Below are 20,344 nucleotides of genomic sequence, written 5' to 3'. Positions count from 1 at the left end.
CAGGTCCTGTATCGACTGTGTCGGGCACGTTGTTGGGTCCTGAGGGAACGGAAACGTTGTCTCAGAGCCGGCCTCACTTGAGGTGGTCTTCGGATCGTCGAGGGTGGGTGACTGGTCGTTGTTTGAGAACTGCACAGTGGACGCGAGCATCTGTGGCCAAGTTTTTAAGGGCGCACGGTGGATGCCTTGGCACTAGGAACCGATGAAGGACGTGGGAGGCCACGATAGTCCCCGGGGAGCCGTCAACCAGGCTTTGATCCGGGGGTTTCCGAATGGGGAAACCCGGCAGTCGTCATGGGCTGTCACCCGCTGCTGAACACATAGGCAGTGTGGAGGGAACGCGGGGAAGTGAAACATCTCAGTACCCGCAGGAAGAGAAAACAACCGTGATTCCGGGAGTAGTGGCGAGCGAAACTGGATGAGGCTAAACCGGAATGGTGTGAGACCCGGCAGGGGTTGCCGTTTCGGGGTCGTGGGATTTTTCTTGACCGGTCTGCCGGCCGGTCGGCGAGTCAGAAACCGTATGGGTAGTCGAAGGACATGCGAAAGGTCCGGCGTAGAGGGTAAGACCCCCGTAGACGAAATCTGTACGGCTCGTTTGAAGAACTCCCAAGTAGCACGGGGCCCGAGAAATCCCGTGTGAATCTGGCGGGACCACCCGCTAAGCCTAAATATTCCCTAGTGACCGATAGCGGATAGTACCGTGAGGGAATGGTGAAAAGTACCGCGGGAGCGGAGTGAAATAGTACCTGAAACCGTGTGCCTACAAGCCGTGGGAGCGTCGTTCGCCAGCTTGCTGGTGGGCCGTGACTGCGTGCCTTTTGAAGAATGAGCCTGCGAGTTTGCGGTGTGTAGCGAGGTTAACCCGTGTGGGGTAGCCGTAGCGAAAGCGAGTCCGAATAGGGCGGTTGAGTTGCATGCCCAAGACCCGAAGCGGAGTGATCTAGCCATGGGCAGGTTGAAGCGCGGGTAAGACCGTGTGGAGGACCGAACCCACCAGGGTTGAAAACCTGGGGGATGACCTGTGGTTAGGGGTGAAAGGCCAATCAAACTCCGTGATAGCTGGTTCTCCCCGAAATGCATTTAGGTGCAGCGTCACGTGTTTCTTGCCGGAGGTAGAGCACTGGATAGGCGATGGGCCTTACCGGGTTACTGACCTTAGCCAAACTCCGAATGCCGGTAAGTGAGAGCGTGGCAGTGAGACTGTGGGGGATAAGCTCCATGGTCGAGAGGGAAACAGCCCAGAACACCGACTAAGGTCCCTAAGCGTGTGCTAAGTGGGAAAGGATGTGGAGTCGCAGAGACAACCAGGAGGTTGGCTTAGAAGCAGCCACCCTTGAAAGAGTGCGTAATAGCTCACTGGTCAAGTGATTCCGCGCCGACAATGTAGCGGGGCTCAAGCACATCACCGAAGTCGTGTCATTGCAGCAATAGGGCCAACGCCTGCTGTGATGGGTAGGGGAGCGTCGTGTGCCGGGTGAAGCGGCGGTGGAAACCAGTCGTGGACGGTATACGAGTGAGAATGCAGGCATGAGTAGCGATACAAGAGTGGGAAACTCTTGCGCCGATTGACCAAGGGTTCCTGGGTCAAGCTGATCTGCCCAGGGTAAGTCGGGACCTAAGGCGAGGCCGACAGGCGTAGTCGATGGACAACGGGTTGATATTCCCGTACCCGCTTTGAAGCGCCAACGCTGAACCAGGTGATGCTAAAGCCGTGAAGCCGGCCTGGAGTCTTCGGACGAAGGGACGTGGTGGAGCCGCTGAACCAAGTCTGCAGTAGGTGAGCGATGGGGTGACGCAGGAAGGTAGTCCAGCCCGGGCGGTGGTTGTCCCGGGGTAAGGGTGTAGGCCGTGAGGTAGGCAAATCCGCCTCACATATGGGCTGAGACCTGATGCCGAGCCGATTGTGGTGAAGTGGATGATCCTATGCTGTCGAGAAAAGCCTCTAGCGAGTTTCATGGCGGCCCGTACCCCAAACCGACTCAGGTGGTCAGGTAGAGAATACCGAGGCGTTCGGGTGAACTATGGTTAAGGAACTCGGCAAAATGCCCCCGTAACTTCGGGAGAAGGGGGGCCATTCCTGGTGATGGGTCTTGCACCTTGAGCTGGGGGTGGCCGCAGAGACCAGCGAGAAGCGACTGTTTACTAAAAACACAGGTCCGTGCGAAGCCGTAAGGCGATGTATACGGACTGACGCCTGCCCGGTGCTGGAACGTTAAGGGGACCGGTTAGCTTGGTTTCGACCAGGCGAAGCTGAGAACTTAAGCGCCAGTAAACGGCGGTGGTAACTATAACCATCCTAAGGTAGCGAAATTCCTTGTCGGGTAAGTTCCGACCTGCACGAATGGCGTAACGACTTCTCGACTGTCTCAACCATAGGCCCGGTGAAATTGCATTACGAGTAAAGATGCTCGTTTCGCGCAGCAGGACGGAAAGACCCCGGGACCTTTACTATAGCTTGATATTGGTGTTCGGTTCGGCTTGTGTAGGATAGGTGGGAGACTGTGAAGCAGCAACGCCAGTTGTTGTGGAGTCGCCGTTGAAATACCACTCTGGTCGTGCTGGATGTCTAACCTGGGTCCGTGATCCGGATCAGGGACAGTGTCTGGTGGGTAGTTTAACTGGGGCGGTTGCCTCCTAAAGGGTAACGGAGGCGCCCAAAGGTTCCCTCAGCCTGGTTGGCAATCAGGTGTTGAGTGTAAGTGCACAAGGGAGCTTGACTGTGAGACTGACGGGTCGAGCAGGTACGAAAGTAGGGACTAGTGATCCGGCGGTGGCTTGTGGAAGCGCCGTCGCTCAACGGATAAAAGGTACCCCGGGGATAACAGGCTGATCTTCCCCAAGAGTCCATATCGACGGGATGGTTTGGCACCTCGATGTCGGCTCGTCGCATCCTGGGGCTGGAGTAGGTCCCAAGGGTTGGGCTGTTCGCCCATTAAAGCGGTACGCGAGCTGGGTTTAGAACGTCGTGAGACAGTTCGGTCCCTATCCGCTGTGCGCGTAGGAGTGTTGAGAAGGGCTGTCCCTAGTACGAGAGGACCGGGACGGACGAACCTCTGGTGTGCCAGTTGTTCTGCCAAGGGCATGGCTGGTTGGCTACGTTCGGGAGGGATAACCGCTGAAAGCATCTAAGCGGGAAGCCTGCTTCGAGATGAGCACTCCCACCTCCTTGAGAGGGTAAGGCTCCCAGTAGACGACTGGGTTGATAGGCCGGATATGGAAGCCCTGTGAGGGGTGGAGTTGACCGGTACTAATAGGCCGAGGGCTTGTCCTCAGTTGCTCGCGTCCACTGTGTTGTTCTGAAACAACGACCCGCCCGTGTCCACGGGTGTGCGGTTGACAGTTTCATAGTGTTTCGGTGGTCATAGCGTGAGGGAAACGCCCGGTTACATTCCGAACCCGGAAGCTAAGCCTTACAGCGCCGATGGTACTGCAGGGGGGACCCTGTGGGAGAGTAGGACGCCGCCGAACAATCATTGCTGAAGAACCCCCATCCGGGATCCGGGTGGGGGTTCTTCGCGTTTCCGGGCCGGTGCGGTCCGGGAGGGTCGCCAGAAAAAATCTTGGTCAGTCGTGTCGAGAACCCGTGACCGGCGTCGTCCCCGGGGTGGACGCGGCCACAATGGGTCGCACCAGGCTCCGAGGAGAAGACGATGGCCAAGTACCTGCTGCTGAAGCACTACCGGGGCGCCCCGGAAGCGGTCAACTGCGTGCCGATGGACCAGTGGACGCCGGAGGAGGTCACGGCGCACATCGCGTATATGCAGGAGTTCGCGGCCCGGCTGGAGAAGACCGGCGAGTTCGTCGACGGCCAGGCGCTCGCGCCGGAGGGGACCTGGGTCCGGTACGACGGTGAGGGGCGTCCGCCGGTCACCGACGGTCCGTTCGCCGAGACCAAGGACCTGATCGCCGGCTGGATGGTGATCGACGTCGACAGCTACGAGCGCGCCGTCGAGCTGGCCGGGGAACTGTCGGCGGCCCCCGGCGCCGGGGGGAAGCCGATCCACGAGTGGCTGGAGCTGCGGCCGTTCCTGGCGATGCCGCCGACCGTCACGGAGTGACCTCGCCGATGAACGAGGCCCTGCTGAGGAGCCTCACGCCGAGCGTCATCGGCGTCCTCGTCCGCCGCGGAGCAGACTTCGCGGCGGCCGAGGACGCCGTTCAGGAGGCGCTGGTCGAGGCGATCCGGGTCTGGCCGGCCGACCAGCCGCGCGATCCCAAGGGCTGGCTGATCACCGTGGCCTGGCGCAAGTTCCTGGACGCGACCCGGTCGGACGCCGCCCGCCGGCGCCGTGAGGACGCGGCCGACCAGGAGCCGGAGCCGGGGCCCGCGGCCGCCGTGGACGACACGCTCCAGCTCTACTTCCTGTGCGCCCACCCGTCGTTGACGCCCTCGTCGGCGGTCGCGCTGACCCTGCGCGCGGTGGGCGGGCTGACCACCCGCCAGATCGCCCGGGCCTACCTGGTGCCCGAGGCGACCATGGCGCAGCGGATCAGCCGGGCCAAGCGCACCGTCTCGGCCGTCCGGTTCGATCAGCCGGGGGACGTCGCCACCGTGCTCCGGGTGCTCTACCTGGTCTTCAACGAGGGCTACTCCGGTGACGTCGACCTGGCGGCGGAGGCCGTCCGGCTGACCCGGCAGCTCGCGGCGGTGATCGACCATCCCGAGGTGGCGGGGCTGCTGGCCCTGATGCTGCTGCACCACGCCCGGCGGGCCGGCCGGACCGGGCCGGACGGCGCGCTGGTGCCGCTGGCCGAGCAGGACCGCGGTCGGTGGGACACCGCGATGATCGCCGAGGGCATCGGGATCCTCCAGGCGGCCCTGGCCCGGGACCGGCTGGGGGAGTTCCAGGCGCAGGCGGCCGTGGCGGCGCTGCACGCCGACGCGCCCACCGCCGGGGAGACGGACTGGACGCAGATCGTCGAGTGGTACGACGAGCTCGTCCGGCTGACCGGGAGCCCGGTGGTGCGGCTGAACCGGGCGGTGGCGGTCGGCGAGGCCGACGGTCCGCGCGCCGGGCTGGCGGCGCTCGCGGAGCTGGACGACACCCTGCCCAGGTACGCGGCGGTGGCGGCCTACCTCCACGAGCGTGACGGGGACCTGGCGGCGGCGGCCCGGCTGTACGCGCAGGCGGCGCACCGCGCGCCGAACCTCGCCGAGCGCGAGCATCTGACCCGTCAGGCCGCCCGGCTCAACACGTTGCTGAAGCGCCGTCGGCCGACGTGACGCCTCGGCTCAGAGCCGGCCGGCCGCCTTCAGCGCCAGGTAGGTGTCGGCCAGGGCGGGGGCGATCCGGGTCGGCGGGGCGTCCAGGACGGTGACGCCGTGGCGGGTGAGGCGCTCGGCGGTGGCCCGGCGGTCGGCCCGGGTCTGCTCGGCGGCCGCCGCGCCGTAGACCGCCTCCACGGTGCCCCGCCCGGTGGCGAGGACGTCCAGCCGGGGGTCGGCGACCGAGGCGAGGACGACCTCGTGGCGCTTGGTGAGCATCGGCAGCAGCGGGCGCAGGCCGTCCTCGACCGGGGCCGCGTCGAGGCCGGTGAGCAGCACGATCAGCGAGCGCTGCGGCGCCATCTTGAGGGCCGTGGCGACCAGCGAGCGCATGTCGGTCTCGTGCAGCGCGGGTTCCAGGCCCGCCATCGCGTGGGTGAAGGCGGGCAGCACCTCGTGGGCCGAGCTGCCGGCCACCGCGACCCGCTTGCGGGAGTCGTGGGCGAGCAGGTCGACCCGGTCGCCGGCCCGGGTGGCGAGGGCGGTGAGCAGCAGTGCGGCGTCGAGGGCGGCGTCCAGGCGGGGCGCGTCGCCGACCCGGCCGGCCGAGGTGCGGCCGGTGTCGAGGACGACGAGAATGTGCCGGTCGCGTTCGGGGCGCCAGGTGCGGACGGCGACGGTGTTCCGGCGGGCGCTGGCGCGCCAGTCGATGGAGCGGACGTCGTCGCCGGGCAGGTACTCGCGCAGGGAGTCGAACTCGGTTCCCTGGCCGCGGGTCAGGACCGAGGTGCGGCCGTCGAGTTCGCGCAGCCGGGCGAGCCGGGAGGGCAGGTGCTTGCGGCTGGCGAACGGGGGCAGCGCGCGGACCGTCCAGGGGACGAGGTGGGAGCCCTGGCGGCCGGCCAGGCCGAGCGGGCCGAGGGAGCGGACCGTCACCCGGTGGGCGTGGTGGTCGCCGCGGCGGGTGGGGGTGAGCACGGTGGTGATCCGGCGCCGTTCGCCGCCGGGGAGGGCCAGGGTGTGGCGGGAGGCGGTCTCGGCGGTGCCGGGGCGCCAGGCGGACGGGGCCCAGGCGTCGCGGACCAGGCCCCGGAGCGGTCGGGCGGACGGGTTGGTGACGGTCAGCTCGACCGTGGCGGGTTCGCCGAGCCGGACCGTGGTGTCGCCGCCGCGCGCGAACCGCAGGCCGCGGACCGGGGCGGCGAGCACCAGGTCGACCGCGACGGCGACCAGCACCGCACCGGTGACCAGGCCGATCCCGGTCCGGGACGGCAGCAGCAGGCCCACGACGAGCGCGCCGAGTGCGGCGAGCAGGGCGGTTCGCCCGGTGAGGGCCATGCGGTGCGCTCCTTCGGAAGCCCGTGAGTCGGAGACCGGTGGGTCGGAAGCCCGTGGGCCGGAGGGCCGAACGGGGGCGGTGCGGTGCGGGTGACGGTGCGGTGGGCCGGGTCAGCGGGGGGCGGGCGTCTGGGCCAGGACGGCCTGGATGACGGAGTCGGCGGTGACGCCCTCCATCTCCGCCTCGGCGCGCAGCGCGACCCGGTGCCGCAGGGTGGGCAGGGCCAGCGCCTTGACGTCGTCCGGGGTGACGTAGTCGCGGCCGGCCAGCCAGGCCCAGGCCCGGGAGGCGGCCAGCAGGGCGGTGGCGCCGCGCGGGGAGACGCCGATCGACAGCGACGGGGACTGCCGGGTGGCCCGGCAGAGGTCGACGATGTAGGCGAGGACCTCGGGGGCGACGGTCAGCCGGGCGATCTGCTCGCGGGCGGCGGCGAGGTGCTCGGGCCCGGCGACCGGGCGGACGCCGGCCGCGCCGAGGTCGCGCGGGTCGAAGCCGGCGGCGTGCCGGGAGAGCACCTGGAACTCCTGGTCGCGGTCGGGCAGCGGCAGGATCAGCTTGAGCAGGAAGCGGTCCAGCTGGGCCTCGGGCAGCGGGTAGGTGCCCTCGTACTCGACCGGGTTCTGGGTCGCGGCGACCAGGAACGGGACGGGCAGCGCGCGCGGCTCGCCGTCCACGGTGACCTGGTGCTCCTCCATGGCCTCCAGCAGGGCCGCCTGGGTCTTCGGCGGGGTGCGGTTGATCTCGTCGGCGAGCAGCAGGTTGGTGAAGACCGGGCCGGGCTGGAAGGAGAACTCGGCGGTGCGGGCGTCGTAGACGAGCGAGCCGGTGACGTCGCCGGGCATCAGGTCGGGGGTGAACTGGATGCGCTTGGTCTCCAGGCTCAGGGCGGTGGAGAGGGTGCGCACCAGCAGGGTCTTGGCGACGCCGGGGACGCCCTCCAGCAGCACGTGGCCGCCGCAGAGCAGGGCGACGACCAGGCCGGTGACGGCGGCGTCCTGGCCGACCACGGCCTTGCCGATCTCGGCGCGCAGGGCGGTGAGCGCGGTGCGCGGGTCGGTGGCGGGGGTAGCGGGTGCCGTGCCGGGGACGGGGCGGAGCTGGGCGGTTGCCTGGTCGGTCACGGGTTCCGTACCTGCCTTTCGAGGGCGTCGAGGTCGTCGGCGAGCCGCAGCAGTGCGGCGTCGTCGGTGGGGGGCGGGCCGTACAGCAGGGCCCGGACGTCCCCGGCGGGCCGTTCGGGCAGTCGGCCGGCCACGGCGACGCAGAGCGCGTCGGGGTCGGGGGCGCCGGCCTGGAGCGGGACGCCCAGGGCGGGGGCGAGGCGGTGGGCGGTGGCGCCGCGCAGCGCCTCGGCGGCGCGGCCGCGGGCCCTGGCCCGCCGGTAGAGCCGGGCGCGGCCCTCGGTGGTCTCGGCGGCGCGGACCACCACCGGCAGGTTCTCGCTGACCACCGGGCCGAGCCGGCGTCCGCGCCAGAGGGCGGCGAGCACGGCGGCGACGGCGAGCTGGTAGCCGGCCCAGTGCCAGCCGCTCGGCAGGTAGTCGCCGAAGGTCTTGGTGCGGGCGCCCTCGGGGGCGGGGACGGAGTAGTCGGGCAGGTGCCAGCTGAGGCGGGGCTGCGAGCCGAGCAGGCCGAGCGCCAGGGAGGCGTTGCCATCCTTGGCCAGCTCGCCGTTGTGCAGGAAGGTGCCGCTGCCGAGCACGATGACGTCGCGGCCGCCGTCGCCGACCGGGAGGCTGACCAGCGGGTAGCCGTGGCCGCGCGGGTAGCAGCCCTGGCCGCGGCTGCCGCTGGTGTAGAGCATGCCGCCCTGCTGGGCGCTGCCGGCCCGGACGGCCTCGGTGAGCGAGCACTCCGCCGTGGTGGAGCGGACGGCGGCGTACGGCAGCCCGCCCGCGTCGTCGGACAGCCGGATGCCGGGGGCGAGCGCGGTGAGCGCGGCCGGGCCGGGGGCGACCAGCACCAGCCGGCGGTGCCGGGCGGCGGCGACGGCGCGCAGCTGGTCGGGGCTGAGCAGGTCGGGTTCGGGCAGCACGAGGGTGTCCGGGCCGTCCGGGGCGGCGGCCGGATCGGTGCTGAACCCGGTCTTCAGGCCCTGGCGTTCGAGCAGGGCGACGACGGCGTGGGTGCCGTCGCGGTCGTACGAGCGCGGGTCGAGCGCCGGGTAGCGGCGGTCCTGGCCGAGCGCGGAGACGGCGGCGGCGCCGATCAGCAGGGCGGCGAGGACGGCCAGGTACCAGCGGGCCCGGCGCCACAGGCCGCGCGTGGTGGGGGCGAGGCTGGTCGGGACGGCGGGCGCGGTCGCGGGTGCCCCGGCGTCGGGCGGGGTCGCGGGGGCGGGGACGGTACCGGTCATGCCGCTCCTCCCGGGGTCGGGGCCGGGACGGGGGCTTCGGCGGCGTCGGGCGCGAGGACCGGGCGGGTGCGCTCCAGCGTCCGGTCGAGTTCGTGCAGCAGCCGGTAGGCGTCCTGGTCGGCGGTGCGCTCGCCGTACGCGATGTCGTCGAAGGTCCGGGCGGCCGCGGCCAGGGCGGCGGCGTGCTCGGGCAGGGCCCGGCCGGCCTCGGCGGCGGCCTCGTCGGCGGTGCGGCCGGGGCGGGTGTCGAGCAGGGTGCGCTCCTCCAGGCTGCGCACCAGGGCGCGCATCTGCTCGCGGACGGCCTCGGTCCAGCGTCCGGCGGCGGCGTGCCCGGCGGCGTCCGCCCGGTACTGGTCGGCGCTGCGCGGGCCCTCGGTGCCGTACACGTCCTGGACGGTGCGGGCGGCGCGGCGGGGCGCGCCGAGGCGCCACCAGAGCGCGGCGCCGATCAGCACCGCGACGATGACGAAGAGGACCAGCCCGGTGGTACCGGTGGTGCCGTCGCCCGAGATGCTGTCGAGCGCGCCGGCGATGCGGTCGTAGAACCAGTCCGTGATCCGCTGCAGCACGGACGGGTCGTGCTTGTGGTACTCCGCGTCGAGCAGCTCGTCGCGGGCGGCCTCGCGTGCCGGGTCACGTGGCACGGTGACCGGTGCTCCGCCCGCGGCGAGGAGCCTGTCCCCCCAGTCAGACATCCGGCTCAGCGCCTCGCCGCGGTCGGGTCGCCCGGCCCGGCCGGGCCGGTGCCGCCGTGTTCGGGCAGGCCGGCCGCGCGGGCGAGCTCGATGTCCAGGGCCTCGCGGCGGATCCGCTGGTCGATGTAGACCAGCACGCCGACGGCGGCGATGAACGGGGTGGTGAAGGTGCCGGCGATGATCCCGGCGACCGCCAGCAGGAGCAGCATGGCGACGCCCCGGTCGGCGGAGTCGGGCAGGCCCTGGCTGTCGAGGCTCTCGAAGCCCAGCGCCAGGCCGATGAACTGGGCCGGGACGGCGATGACCAGCGCGACGACGAGCGCCAGCACGTGGCCCAGCAGGGTGATGCCGAGGATCCGCCACCAGGCGCCGCGGGCCAGGCGCCGCGCGCGCGACAGCGCCGTCAGCACGCCCTGCTTCTCCAGCATCAGGGCGGGGGCGGCGAGGCTGAAGCGGATCCACAGCCAGACGGCGACCGGCACGATCAGCAGGGCGACCAGCGCCAGCAGGCCCTTGATCGCGGGTGAGCCCGCGCCGCCGGCCTCGTAGCCGAGCAGCGGGACGAAGCCGAGCAGCACCACCCCGGGGCCCATCAGGGCGGTGATCAGGGTCAGCCCGAGCAGCTGCAGCAGCCGGGGGCGGGCGTCGCGCCAGGCCTCCCCGGCGGTCGCCGACCGGCCGAGGACGGCGCGGCTGACCACGATGGTGAGCAGGGCGGTGGCGAACACGTTGAGCAGCAGGTCCAGCGGCAGGCCGGCCAGCAGCCGCAGGACCTGGGTGGCCTCGCCGGTCCTGCCCTTGACCGTCAGGTCGACCAGGACGGTGCCGGCCTGGGAGAGCACGGCGAGACCGAGCGAGAGGGCGAGCACGGTGCGCCAGTTCCGGCGGACGGTGGTGACGGCACCGTCCAGCAGTTCACCGGTGTTCAGCGGCCGCAGCGGGATGACGCCGGGCTTGGGGCTCGCGGGGGCGCCCCAGCCGTACGGGCGGTGCCCGCCGGAGGGCTGTCCCCACTGCTGTCCGCCGCGGGGGGCGCCGGCCGGGCCGGTCCAGCCGGGGGCGGCCTGCGGTGGTGCCGACGGCCCGGGCGCGGCGGCGGTCGCGTCGGCCGGGGGCCGGGCGTCGTCGCGGGGCGGCTCGGACGAGCTGGGCGAGGCCCAGCCCGGGGTGTCGGTCATCACTGCTCCTCGGAGGGCGTCACGGGCGCGACTGCGAACGGATCTTCCGCCCGCGCGCAGCGCCCATCGTGCCATGGGCCGGAAACCGGCCCCAGCGCGATCCGGTTGCTGATCGGCAACGGGCGTCCGCAGCGGGGCGGGTGGTGGTCCGCGGTGGGGCGGGAGGGAGTCCGGAGGTGTCCCCGGCGGGGGTATTCGCCCGGTATGGCCGGAATGCACCGGTGGGGGAGTTGGCCGTTCTGGAGCAATGGCACTGCTGTGCGGCAGGTCACAATCCGGTAATGAGAAGATGGACGCATGAAGGGACGCGTCCTCGTCGTTGATGACGACTCCGCACTGGCCGAGATGCTCGGCATCGTGCTGCGTGGTGAGGGTTTTGAGCCGTTTTTCGTCGCGGATGGGGACAGGGCGCTAGCCGCGTTCCGGGAGACCAAGCCCGACCTGGTCCTGCTCGACCTGATGCTGCCCGGCCGGGACGGCATCGACGTGTGCCGGCAGATCCGGGCGGAGTCCGGCATCCCGATCGTCATGCTGACCGCGAAGACCGACACGGTCGACGTCGTGGTGGGCCTGGAGTCGGGTGCCGACGACTACGTCACCAAGCCGTTCAAGCCCAAGGAGCTGGTGGCCCGGGTGCGTGCCCGGCTGCGCCGTGCCGAGGAGCCCACGCCCGAGCAGCTGACCATCGGCGACCTGGTGATCGACGTGGCCGGCCACTCCGTGAAGCGGGACGGGCGGGGCATCCCGCTGACCCCGCTGGAGTTCGACCTGCTGGTCGCGCTGGCCCGCAAGCCCTGGCAGGTGTTCACCCGCGAGGTGCTGCTGGAGCAGGTCTGGGGCTACCGCCACGCGGCGGACACCCGCCTGGTCAACGTCCACGTGCAGCGCCTGCGTTCCAAGATCGAGAAGGACCCGGAGCGCCCCGAGATCGTGGTGACCGTCCGCGGCGTCGGCTACAAGGCCGGACCCAGCTGACGTGACGGACCGGGCAGACGACACCCCGTCGGGTACCGCGACCGACGGGGCCGGGGCCGTGCGCGGCGACGTGCTCAGCTCGACGACCCGCCGCCGGCGCCCGTCCGGCGTGGTCGCGCTGGTGAAGCGTCAGCTGCGCCGCCCCGTGCACCGGACGGCCGCGCTGTACCGCCGGTCGATCCAGCTGCGCGTGGTCGCGGTGTCGCTGCTGGCGTCCATCGCCGTCGTCCTGGTGCTCGGCGTGGTCGTGGTGGCCCAGGTGCGCAACGGCCTGCTCGACACCAAGATGGACGCCGCCCGGGCGCAGGCCAGGATCGGCTTCCAGGTCGAGCAGAAGAAGATCGACGAGGCCCGGGACCAGAAGCTGCGGGGCACCGCGGACCCGACCCTCGACGAGACCGGCACCTGGCTGCTGCGGCAGGTCAACGACCTGGCCGGGAGCGGGCAGACCGTCTACTCGGTGATCGCGATGGCCCCCGGCACCGGCGCCGTCGTCCCGGACACCGCCGGCTTCGCGCCGCGCTACTCGGGCGACATCCAGCCCAGCAGCATCCCCGACTCCCTGCGGGCCAAGCTGCTCGCCGAGCCCAACCAGATGTTCGACCAGCCGACCCGGATCCACCGCTCGCCCGAGAGCAGCGGGAAGTCCGAGCCCGGGCTGGCCCTCGGCATGCAGTTCATGGGCCCGGCCGACAAGAGCTACCAGCTGTTCTACGTGTTCTCCTTCGGGCAGGAGACCGACACCCTCAACCTGGTCACCGGCACCCTGGCGACCGCCGGCGTGTTCGTGGTGATCCTGATGGGCGGCATCGCCTGGGTCGTGGTGCGCCAGGTGGTCACCCCGGTCCGGATGGCCGCCGGGATCTCCGAGCGGCTCGCCGACGGGCACCTGGAAGAGCGGATGAAGGTCACCGGGACGGACGACATCGCCCGCCTCGGGGAGTCCTTCAACCGGATGGCCAACGCCCTCCAGGCGCAGATCCGCCAGCTGGAGGAGCTGTCCCGGGTGCAGCGCCGCTTCGTCTCGGACGTCTCGCACGAGCTGCGCACCCCGCTGACCACGGTCCGGATGGCCGCCGACCTCATCTACGACAGCCGCGAGGACCTGGACCCGATGGCGGCCCGCTCGGCGGAACTGCTCCAGGGCCAGCTGGACCGCTTCGAGTCGCTGCTCGCCGACCTGCTGGAGATCAGCCGCTTCGACGCCGGCGCCGCGATCCTGGACGCCGAGCCGGTCGACCTTCGCGAGATCGTCGCCCGCGTGGTGGAGGCCGCCGAGCCGCTCGCCGAGGCCAAGGGCAGCACCGTGCTGATCCGCGGCGACGGCGAGCCGGTGCTCGCCGAGGTGGACTCCCGCCGGATCGAGCGCATCCTGCGCAACCTGGTGGTCAACGCGCTGGAGCACGGCGAGGGCCGCGACGTGGTGGTCCGGCTGGGCTCCGCGGACGGCGCCGTCGCGGTCGGCGTGCGCGACTACGGCATCGGCCTCAAGCCGGGCGAGGCGTCCCGGGTCTTCCACCGCTTCTGGCGGGCCGACCCGTCCCGGGTGCGGACCACCGGCGGCACCGGCCTCGGCCTGTCCATCGCGGTCGAGGACGCCCATCTGCACGGCGGCTGGCTCCAGGCCTGGGGCGAGCCCGGCGGCGGCTCGCACTTCCGGCTGACCCTGCCGCGCACCCGTGGCGGCGAGATCACCCGGGCGCCGTTCCGGCTGGAGCCGGAGGACTCCCGGAACAACCGGGGCCTGGGCGCGCAGGGCACGCCGTACCGGCGGGCGATCAGCCCGGCCGGCGCGACGGCGACGGCCGCCGTCGACGACCAGGCGGAGACGCCGGAGGCCGTGGGCAACGGCCTCGGCAGCGGGCTCGGCGGAGTGCTGAACATCGGCCCCGGGCTGGGCCGGCGCCGGCTGCCCGAGGGGCCGCGCGCGGACCCCTCGGACGTGTGGACGGCCGCCGGGTACGGGACCACCGGCGCCCAGGTCATGGTGGACCCGACGCCGGGACGGCCGTCGGTGGCACAGCGGACGGCGGAGCCGGACGTGACGGGTGGGACGACGGCGGAGGGGCCGCAGCGTGCGAAGGACGAGCAACAGGACTGAGCCGCGGCTCCTCGCGGCGGTCGGCGGGCTGCTCGGCGCCCTGGTGGCGAGCGGCTGCGCGGCCATGCCGGATTCCGGCGGCATCACCAAGGTGGAGCTGTCCCAGGGCTCGGCCGACAAGAACCTGCAGGCCCGGGTCTACCCGATGGCGCCCGGCCGGGGCGCCAAGCCGCGCGAGCTGCTGACCGGGTTCCTGGACGCGGTGACCGCCGACGAGGGGTACGACACCGCGCGCAAGTACCTCACCGAGAGCGCTGCCGCCACCTGGAACCCGGACGCCGGGACCCAGGTGCTCACCGCCACCGCCACCACGGCCGGCCAGGACGTCACCGACACGGACACCGTGGTCTCCGCGACGGTGACCGGGCAGCTGGTCGCCACCGTCGACGAGCGGCACTCGTACCTGCTGGTGGCCGGGCAGAACAACGTCTCCTCCGACTTCACCTTCGTCCGGGAGGGCGGCGAGTGGCGGATCGACAAGCTGCCGCCCGGCGTGATCATGAACGAGACCAACTTCCGGAACAGCTTCCGGCAGGTCGAGCGGTTCTTCTACACCGCGCCGGACCCGTCCTCGGCGGTCGCCGGGAACACCGGCCAGGAGGTGCTGGTCGCCGACCCGATCTACCTGCGGCGCCGGATAGACCCGCTCGCCTCGGCCGCCCGGGCGCTCGTCCAGGGCCCGTCCACCTGGCTCTCGCCGGTGGTCGGCACGGCGTTCCCGTCCGGCACCACGGTCGAGGAGGTCGGCATCGACGACAACCGGGGCGCCCACGTGCGGCTCGGCGGGGCGGACACCGGCGAGCCGACGGGCTGCCGGCGGATGGCGACCCAGCTCTTCTACACCCTCGCCGACCAGGGCAAGGGGCTCGACCGCCTGGAGCTGAAGGGGCGGCACGGCACCTGCACGGCCAGCCGGAACGACGGACCGGCCACCGGGCCAGGTTCGCTGGCCGGGAGCGCCTCCACCCAGCAGTACTACCAGCGCGCCGACAACGGCGTGCTGATGAAGATCGACGAGGGGCGCACCGGCGACCCGGTCCGCGGCCCCCTCGGCAAGCCGCAGCCGAACGGCACCCCGCCGCTGGGCACCGTCGCCGTCAGCCGGGACGGCGGCTGGGCCGCCGCGGTCAGCGGGGACGGCCGCCAGGTCTTCTCGGTGCCGCTGTCGGACAGCACGGCGAGCATGGGCGAGCCGGTGCTCAGCGCGCCGGCCAAGGGCGGCGACAAGGACGACGGCTTCGCCTCGCCCAGCTGGGACGGCCGCGGCGACCTCTGGGTGGTGGACCGCGGCAAGCAGAACCCGCGGGTGGTGATGGTGCGCGGCAACAAGTCGTACACCGTGCCGGTCGAGGGGCTGACCGGGCAGACCGTGGAGTCGCTCAAGATCGCCTCGGACGGCGCCCGGGTCGCCCTGGTGGTCAAGACCCCGGGCGTGGCCACCAGCTCGCTGGTGTTCGGTCTGGTGGTGCACGGCGGCACCAAGGAGGCGCCGACCGCGAAGATCACCGGGATCCGCCGGGCGGCCCCCACCATCACCGACGTCGCCTCGGTGTCCTGGGTGGAGACCGACCAGCTGCTGGTGCTCGGCAAGGAGGTCGACCGGACCCAGCAGCTGCACTACATCAGCACCGACGGCTCGCAGAGCTCGGACACCCGGCTGGGGATCGGCGAGAGCATGCGGACCGTCTCCGCCTCGGAGTCCCGCGGGGACGTGCTGACCCAGGCGCCGCCGGTGCTCGCGGTGTCGGACACCAAGGTCTACCGGCTGCTCAACAACCAGTGGCGGGAAGCCCAGTTGATCGACAAGCCGCGCTCGTTCTTCTACCCGGGCTGACCGGCGGCCGGTTGACGGCCCGGTGGGTCGGCGCGCGCGCCGGGCTCAGCGGGCCGGGTGCGCCGTGGCCGCGACCGTGGCGCCGGCACGGGCCGGCAGGCCGGCGTCGGCCAGTGCCCGGGCGGCCTCGGCGAGGCTGGCCCCGGTGGTCACCAGGTCGTCCACCAGCACCGGGTGACGGCCCGCCAGGCCTGCCAGGCCCGCCAGACCCGCGAGGCCCGCCCGTCCGGTGCGGGCGCGCGGCAGCACGGTGAGCGCGCCGTGCAGGTTGCGGCGCCGCTCGGCCGCGTTCAGCCCGGTCTGGTCGGCCACCGGCCGGGCGTGCCGCAGCAGCGGCGCGGCCCGGACGTCCAGGCCGGCCCGGCGCAGCGAGCGGGCGGCCGCCCCGGCCAGCCGAAGCGTCGGGTCGTGCCCGCGGGCGCGGACGGCCGGGCGTGCCGAGGGCATCGGGACCAGCAGCAGCGGCGCCGCCCCGGCCCGCGCCCCCAGGGCGGAGCGCACCGCCCGGCCGAGGGCCTCGCCGAGCGGCCCGGCCAGCCGCAGCGCGCCGCGCTCCTTGTGGGCGAGCAGCAGCTGCCGGACCGGACCGGTGTACGGCGCGGCGGCGTGCGCCCAGGGCAGCGGGGTGGGGGCCGGCCGGGCGGTGGCCAGCACGTGCCGGCAGGCCGGGCAGAGCTGGGTGCGTTCGCTGCCGCAGCCCGCGCAGTCGGCGGGCAGCAGGACGTCCAGCAGCCCGGCCAGTGCGTGGCCGAACGGCCCTTGGGCGGACGGCGGAGGAGCGGGGGAGAGGGAGGGCGGCACGGCTGCTCCTGGCGGCGGCAGGCACGGAGAGTCAGCAAAGGATGCGCCGTATGGGGGGCGTTGTCCAGGTATTTACCCTTACTTCACTCGCGGGAGGGTAGACAGGGTGCACCAGCTTGACCGCCCGGTCGCAGTATCGGGTCATACCCTCCTTGTCGCCTGAGGAGGCGAAAAACCCGTGTGAGGTGTTCGATAAGGCCCAGGGGGTTTCAACCGTCCCTGGTGGGGAGGAAGTGAGGTGAGGGCCAGTCGTTTCCCGCCGCTGGCGGCGGGGGCGGGGGGCCGGCAGTGGATGGGCTGGTCCAGCTGGGTCTCAGTCCGGTCCGGTAGCACCCGGATCGGCGTCAGCACGAGGGATCGGAGTTCTGCGTGGACATCGTCGTCAAGGGCCGCAAGACCGAGGTGCCCAAGAGGTTCCGCGAGCACGTGGCCGAGAAGCTGGAGAAGGTCCAGAAGTTCGACGCCAAGGCCATCAGCCTCGACGTCGAGGTGTCCAAGGAGCACAACCCGCGGCAGGCCGACCGGTCCGATCGGGTGGAGATCACTCTCCGCAGCCGCGGTCCCGTGATCCGGGCCGAAGCCGCCGCCGGCGACCCGTACGCGGCGCTCGACCTGGCTTCGGCGAAGCTCGACGCGCAGCTGCGCAAGTCCGCGGACCGGCGTCGGGTGCACAAGGGCGGCGCGAACGGCCGCACCCCGATCAGCGTCGCCGAGGCGACCGCGGCCCTGGCCGCGCTGCCGGACACGACGGCGCCCGAGGGCGAGACGAACGGCGCCGTCCGCAAGACCATGATGGGCTCCCTGGAAGTGGAGGGCGAAGGCCCGCTGGTGGTCCGGGAGAAGACGCACCCGGCCGCCCCCATGGCGCTGGACCAGGCGCTCTACGAGATGGAGCTGGTCGGCCACGACTTCTACCTCTTCGTGGAGAAGGACAGCGGCCTGCCGAGCGTGGTCTACCGCCGGCACGGCTACCACTACGGCGTCATCCACCTGCAGACCGACCTCGCGGCCGGGCCGGGCGGCGGGGCGGGCGGCGCGATCGGCGGGGCCGACGACGAGGACTGACCGTCCGAGCAGCGATGGAGGGGTGACCCCGGCGGCCCGTGGCCGCCGGGGTCACCGGCGTTCGGGGGAAGGGCGGTTCGAACGCGTCGCGTCCCGGGCGAGGGGTCACCCGATGCGGGGGAATCGGCATCGGAGGGTGACCGTGGCGGGGTCGGAGCGTGGAATGATTGGCGTACGACGACCCGCGAAGGGGGAGGAGCGGATGGGGGATCACTTCGGGCTGGGGCCCGGGGCAGGGCCCGGGCTGCCGTTGGGGGCGGAGGACGAGCCCGCGTACGAGCCGCACCGGGGTGAGCCGATCCGCGTGTTGGTGGTGGACGACCACGCGCTGTTCCGCCGGGGGCTGGAGATCGTCCTCGCGGAGGAGCCGGACATCAAGGTCGTCGGCGAGGCGGGGGACGGCGCAGAGGCCGTGCTGAAGGCCGCCGACCTGCTGCCCGACATCATCCTCATGGATGTCCGGATGCCGCGCCGCAGCGGGATCGAGGCCTGTACGGCGATCAAGGACGTGGCGCCCAGCACCAAGATCATCATGTTGACGATAAGCGACGAGGAGGCCGACCTCTACGAGGCGATCAAGGCGGGGGCCACCGGCTACCTGCTCAAGGAGATCTCCACCGACGAGGTCGCCACCGCGATCCGCGCGGTCGCCGACGGGCAGTCCCAGATCAGCCCGTCGATGGCCTCCAAGCTGCTCACCGAGTTCAAGTCGATGATCCAGCGCCGCTCCGACGACCGGGACCTGGTGCCCGCGCCCCGGCTCACCGACCGGGAACTGGAGGTGCTCAAGCTGGTGGCGACCGGGATGAACAACCGGGAGATCGCCAAGGAGCTGTTCATCAGCGAGAACACCGTGAAGAACCACGTGCGCAACATCCTGGAGAAGCTCCAGCTGCACTCCCGGATGGAGGCCGTGGTGTACGCGATGCGCGAGAAGATCCTCGAAATAGGCTGAGTCTTACGGGACTTGGGCCGGCCGCTAGCGGCCGGCCAGCAGCTTCTCCAGGGCCGGGCGCAGCCGCTCGTCGTGCAGCGTCCCGACCCGCACCTCCTCGCAGCCGACCCAGGCGGCCGCCTCGCGCAGGGCCGTCGCCAGGGCCTCCACGTGCCGGGCACCGCCGGCCCGGCCGCCGTCCAGCGAGACCTGCCGGGCGACCAGGGTGCGGCCCTCGCGGGCCGGGTCGACCCGGCCGACCAGCCGGCCGCCGGCCAGCAGCGGCATCGCGAAGTAGCCGTGCACCCGCTTGTGCTTGGGGGTGTAGGCCTCCAGCCGGTGCGTCATGCCGAAGATCCGCTCGGTGCGGGCGCGGTCCCAGATCAGCGAGTCGAACGGCGAGAGCAGCGTGGTGCGGTGGCGCCCGCGCGGGGCGGTGGCGAGGGCCGACGGGTCCGCCCAGGCGGGGGCCGGGGCGCCGTCCGGGCCCCAGCCGGCCACCTCGACCGGGACGAGCCCGCAGTCGGCGAGCACCGGGTCCAACTGCTCGGCGCGCAACCGGTGGTAGTCCAGCAGGTCGGCCCGGGTGGCCACGCCGAGCGCGGCTCCGGCCTGGGCGACCAGGGTGCGCACGCACTCCTCGTCCGGCAGGTCCTGGCCGAACAGGGCGTCCGGGACGGCCTGTTCGGCCAGCGCGTAGACCCGCTTCCAGCTCCGGCGCTCGGTGCAGACCACGTCGCCGAAGGCCAGCGCCCGCTCGACCGCGATCTTGGTGTCGGACCAGTCCCACCACTCGGCGGTCCGCTTGGCGCCGCCCAGCTCGGTGGAGGTCAACGGCCCCTCGGCGCGCAGCTTGTCGAGCACGGCGCGGTAGGTCTCGGGCGCGACCTGGTGGCCCCAGAGGTGGCCGCGGTCGCGGTAGCGGCGGCGCCGGAAGGCGAACAGCGGCCACTCCTCGACCGGCAGGACGCAGGCCGCGTGCGACCAGTACTCGAAGCTCGTGCCGCCGCCCCAGTACGCCGCCTCGACGGCCGGGCGGCCGACCGCGCCGAGGCGGGCGTACGGCACCAGCTCGTGCGAGCGGGCGAGCACCGAGATGGTGTCCAGCTGGACGGCGCCCAGGTGCCGCAGCACCCCGCGCACCCCGCCCCGGCGGTCCGGCGCACCCAGCAGGCCCTGGGCGCGCAGGGCGATCCGGCGGGCGTCGTCCGCGCTGAGGACGGCGACGGGGGCGGGGCGGGCGGCAGCGGCGGTCATGCCGGCGAGCGTAGCCGGGGGCACCGACAGCGCGGACTCAGCCCAGGTCGGAGGGCAGCAGGGAGGCGACCCAGGCGTCGTGGAAGACGCCGCGCTGCTCCGCGTACGAGCGCAGGGTGCCCTCGAAGCGGTAGCCCGCCTTCTCGGCGACCGCGCGGGAGCCCGCGTTGCCGACGTAGGCCAGCCACTCCAGGCGGCGCAGGCCGAGGTCGCGCAGGCCGTAGTGGGAGACGGCGCGGGCGGCCTCGGTGGTGTAGCCGCGGCCGCGGAACTCCTTCACGGCCCACCAGCCGATCTCGGCGGCGCCCGGGTCGTGGGCGCGCAGGACGAGCCCCTGGCTGCCGACCAGGGCGCCGGAATCGCGCTCGAAAACGCACCAGATCCGGTTCGCCCCGGTACGCCAGCCCTCAATCGCGAGATCGCGTACGAAGAACTCCGCGTCCTCGCGCCGGTACGGGGACGGGACGACCGTCCAGCGCTGGATCTCCGGGTCCTGGCAGGCGGCGAAGACCGCGTCGATGTCGGATTCCCGCGGAGCGCGCAGCACGAGCCGCTCGGTGGTGAGGACGACCGGTTCGGGGGTTTCTTCCATGAACG

At 71.9% G+C, this 20,344-nt stretch carries 15 protein-coding genes and 2 rRNA genes; 9 read left to right on the top strand and 8 right to left on the bottom strand.

Features of this window, described 5'->3' with window-relative positions:
* Positions 1-154: 154 nt before the first annotated feature.
* The 4 genes from ACZ5GH_RS14300 (at position 155) to ACZ5GH_RS14285 (ending at position 5,227) form a co-directional block, all read left to right on the top strand.
* Positions 155-3,274 (top strand): 23S ribosomal RNA (locus ACZ5GH_RS14300).
* Positions 3,275-3,354: 80 nt separating this feature from the next.
* Positions 3,355-3,471 (top strand): 5S ribosomal RNA (gene rrf, locus ACZ5GH_RS14295).
* 182 nt (positions 3,472-3,653) lie between these two features.
* Positions 3,654-4,061 (top strand): YciI family protein, encoded by a 408-nt coding sequence (locus ACZ5GH_RS14290; RefSeq protein ID WP_401118074.1) that lies wholly within the window; start codon positions 3,654-3,656, stop codon positions 4,059-4,061.
* An 8-nt stretch (positions 4,062-4,069) separates the two neighbouring features.
* On the top strand, positions 4,070-5,227 hold the full coding sequence (locus ACZ5GH_RS14285) for an RNA polymerase sigma factor (RefSeq protein WP_464336829.1): 1,158 nt from the start codon (positions 4,070-4,072) through the stop codon (positions 5,225-5,227).
* A 9-nt stretch (positions 5,228-5,236) separates the two neighbouring features.
* Here ACZ5GH_RS14285 and ACZ5GH_RS14280 read toward each other — a convergent pair whose 3' ends face one another.
* The 5 genes from ACZ5GH_RS14280 to ACZ5GH_RS14260 form a co-directional block, all read right to left on the bottom strand.
* Positions 5,237-6,547 carry a DUF58 domain-containing protein gene (locus tag ACZ5GH_RS14280; protein ID WP_387756833.1) on the bottom strand — a complete coding sequence of 437 codons (1,311 nt, stop codon included), beginning with the start codon at positions 6,545-6,547 and terminating at the stop codon, positions 5,237-5,239.
* Between the two features lie 111 nt (positions 6,548-6,658).
* Positions 6,659-7,669, bottom strand: coding sequence for an AAA family ATPase (locus ACZ5GH_RS14275; protein ID WP_387756834.1), 1,011 nt, complete (start codon positions 7,667-7,669; stop codon positions 6,659-6,661).
* The gene (locus ACZ5GH_RS14270) at positions 7,666-8,904 is read right to left on the bottom strand and encodes a DUF4350 domain-containing protein (RefSeq protein WP_464334436.1); all 1,239 of its coding nucleotides are present in this window, start codon (positions 8,902-8,904) and stop codon (positions 7,666-7,668) included. Before ACZ5GH_RS14270 ends, ACZ5GH_RS14275 begins: the two co-directional genes overlap by 4 nt.
* Positions 8,901-9,602, bottom strand: coding sequence for a DUF4129 domain-containing protein (locus ACZ5GH_RS14265; protein WP_464334435.1), 702 nt, complete (start codon positions 9,600-9,602; stop codon positions 8,901-8,903). Before ACZ5GH_RS14265 ends, ACZ5GH_RS14270 begins: the two co-directional genes overlap by 4 nt.
* A 5-nt stretch (positions 9,603-9,607) precedes the next feature.
* A complete protein-coding gene (locus ACZ5GH_RS14260) occupies positions 9,608-10,780 on the bottom strand; it encodes a hypothetical protein (protein ID WP_387756837.1) in 1,173 nt (390 codons plus the stop codon).
* A 297-nt stretch (positions 10,781-11,077) separates the two neighbouring features.
* Here ACZ5GH_RS14260 and mtrA point away from each other — a divergent pair, with 297 nt between their 5' ends.
* From mtrA to ACZ5GH_RS14245, 3 genes are read left to right on the top strand one after another with little or no spacing between them, the layout of a single operon-like run.
* A complete protein-coding gene (gene mtrA / locus ACZ5GH_RS14255) occupies positions 11,078-11,755 on the top strand; it encodes an MtrAB system response regulator MtrA (RefSeq protein WP_030247322.1) in 678 nt (225 codons plus the stop codon).
* 1 nt (position 11,756) lies between these two features.
* Positions 11,757-13,856, top strand: a complete 2,100-nt coding sequence (gene mtrB / locus ACZ5GH_RS14250; RefSeq protein WP_387756838.1) for an MtrAB system histidine kinase MtrB — start codon at positions 11,757-11,759, stop codon at positions 13,854-13,856.
* On the top strand, positions 13,831-15,690 hold the full coding sequence (locus ACZ5GH_RS14245) for an LpqB family beta-propeller domain-containing protein (RefSeq protein WP_387756839.1): 1,860 nt from the start codon (positions 13,831-13,833) through the stop codon (positions 15,688-15,690). The genes mtrB and ACZ5GH_RS14245 overlap by 26 nt, the downstream gene beginning before the upstream one ends.
* Before the next feature lie 45 nt (positions 15,691-15,735).
* Here ACZ5GH_RS14245 and ACZ5GH_RS14240 read toward each other — a convergent pair whose 3' ends face one another.
* Complete coding sequence (locus ACZ5GH_RS14240; protein WP_464334434.1) at positions 15,736-16,491, bottom strand: ComF family protein; 756 nt, start codon at positions 16,489-16,491, stop codon at positions 15,736-15,738.
* A 369-nt stretch (positions 16,492-16,860) separates the two neighbouring features.
* Here ACZ5GH_RS14240 and hpf point away from each other — a divergent pair, with 369 nt between their 5' ends.
* Positions 16,861-17,556, top strand: a complete 696-nt coding sequence (gene hpf / locus ACZ5GH_RS14235) for a ribosome hibernation-promoting factor, HPF/YfiA family (RefSeq protein WP_387756841.1) — start codon at positions 16,861-16,863, stop codon at positions 17,554-17,556.
* Positions 17,557-17,758: 202 nt separating this feature from the next.
* Entirely contained in the window at positions 17,759-18,511 is a 753-nt protein-coding gene (locus tag ACZ5GH_RS14230; RefSeq protein ID WP_387756842.1) for a response regulator, read from the top strand.
* A gap of 24 nt (positions 18,512-18,535) precedes the next feature.
* On the opposite strand, the gene ACZ5GH_RS14225 is transcribed toward ACZ5GH_RS14230, so the two are convergent.
* Positions 18,536-19,747: a winged helix-turn-helix domain-containing protein gene (locus ACZ5GH_RS14225; protein ID WP_387756843.1), complete on the bottom strand. Its 1,212-nt coding sequence runs from the start codon at positions 19,745-19,747 to the stop codon at positions 18,536-18,538.
* A gap of 37 nt (positions 19,748-19,784) precedes the next feature.
* Positions 19,785-20,339, bottom strand: a complete 555-nt coding sequence (locus ACZ5GH_RS14220) for a GNAT family N-acetyltransferase (RefSeq protein WP_387756844.1) — start codon at positions 20,337-20,339, stop codon at positions 19,785-19,787.
* Positions 20,340-20,344 lie beyond the last annotated feature (5 nt).

This window comes from Kitasatospora sp. Xyl93, assembly GCF_055383135.1.
This window is presented reverse-complemented; position numbering and strand designations above follow the sequence as displayed.

Excerpts from the sequence above, each read along its gene's own strand:
- ACZ5GH_RS14290 (WP_401118074.1), top strand. The coding sequence starts at position 3,654 with ATGGCCAAGTACCTGCTGCTGAAGCACTACCGGGGCGCCCCGGAAGCG.
- ACZ5GH_RS14285 (WP_464336829.1), top strand. The coding sequence starts at position 4,070 with ATGAACGAGGCCCTGCTGAGGAGCCTCACGCCGAGCGTCATCGGCGTC.
- ACZ5GH_RS14280 (WP_387756833.1), bottom strand. The coding sequence starts at position 6,547 with ATGGCCCTCACCGGGCGAACCGCCCTGCTCGCCGCACTCGGCGCGCTC.
- ACZ5GH_RS14270 (WP_464334436.1), bottom strand. The coding sequence starts at position 8,904 with ATGACCGGTACCGTCCCCGCCCCCGCGACCCCGCCCGACGCCGGGGCA.
- ACZ5GH_RS14265 (WP_464334435.1), bottom strand. The coding sequence starts at position 9,602 with ATGTCTGACTGGGGGGACAGGCTCCTCGCCGCGGGCGGAGCACCGGTC.
- ACZ5GH_RS14260 (WP_387756837.1), bottom strand. The coding sequence starts at position 10,780 with ATGACCGACACCCCGGGCTGGGCCTCGCCCAGCTCGTCCGAGCCGCCC.
- mtrA (WP_030247322.1), top strand. The coding sequence starts at position 11,078 with ATGAAGGGACGCGTCCTCGTCGTTGATGACGACTCCGCACTGGCCGAG.
- ACZ5GH_RS14230 (WP_387756842.1), top strand. The coding sequence starts at position 17,759 with ATGGGGGATCACTTCGGGCTGGGGCCCGGGGCAGGGCCCGGGCTGCCG.
- ACZ5GH_RS14225 (WP_387756843.1), bottom strand. The coding sequence starts at position 19,747 with ATGACCGCCGCTGCCGCCCGCCCCGCCCCCGTCGCCGTCCTCAGCGCG.
- ACZ5GH_RS14220 (WP_387756844.1), bottom strand. The coding sequence starts at position 20,339 with ATGGAAGAAACCCCCGAACCGGTCGTCCTCACCACCGAGCGGCTCGTG.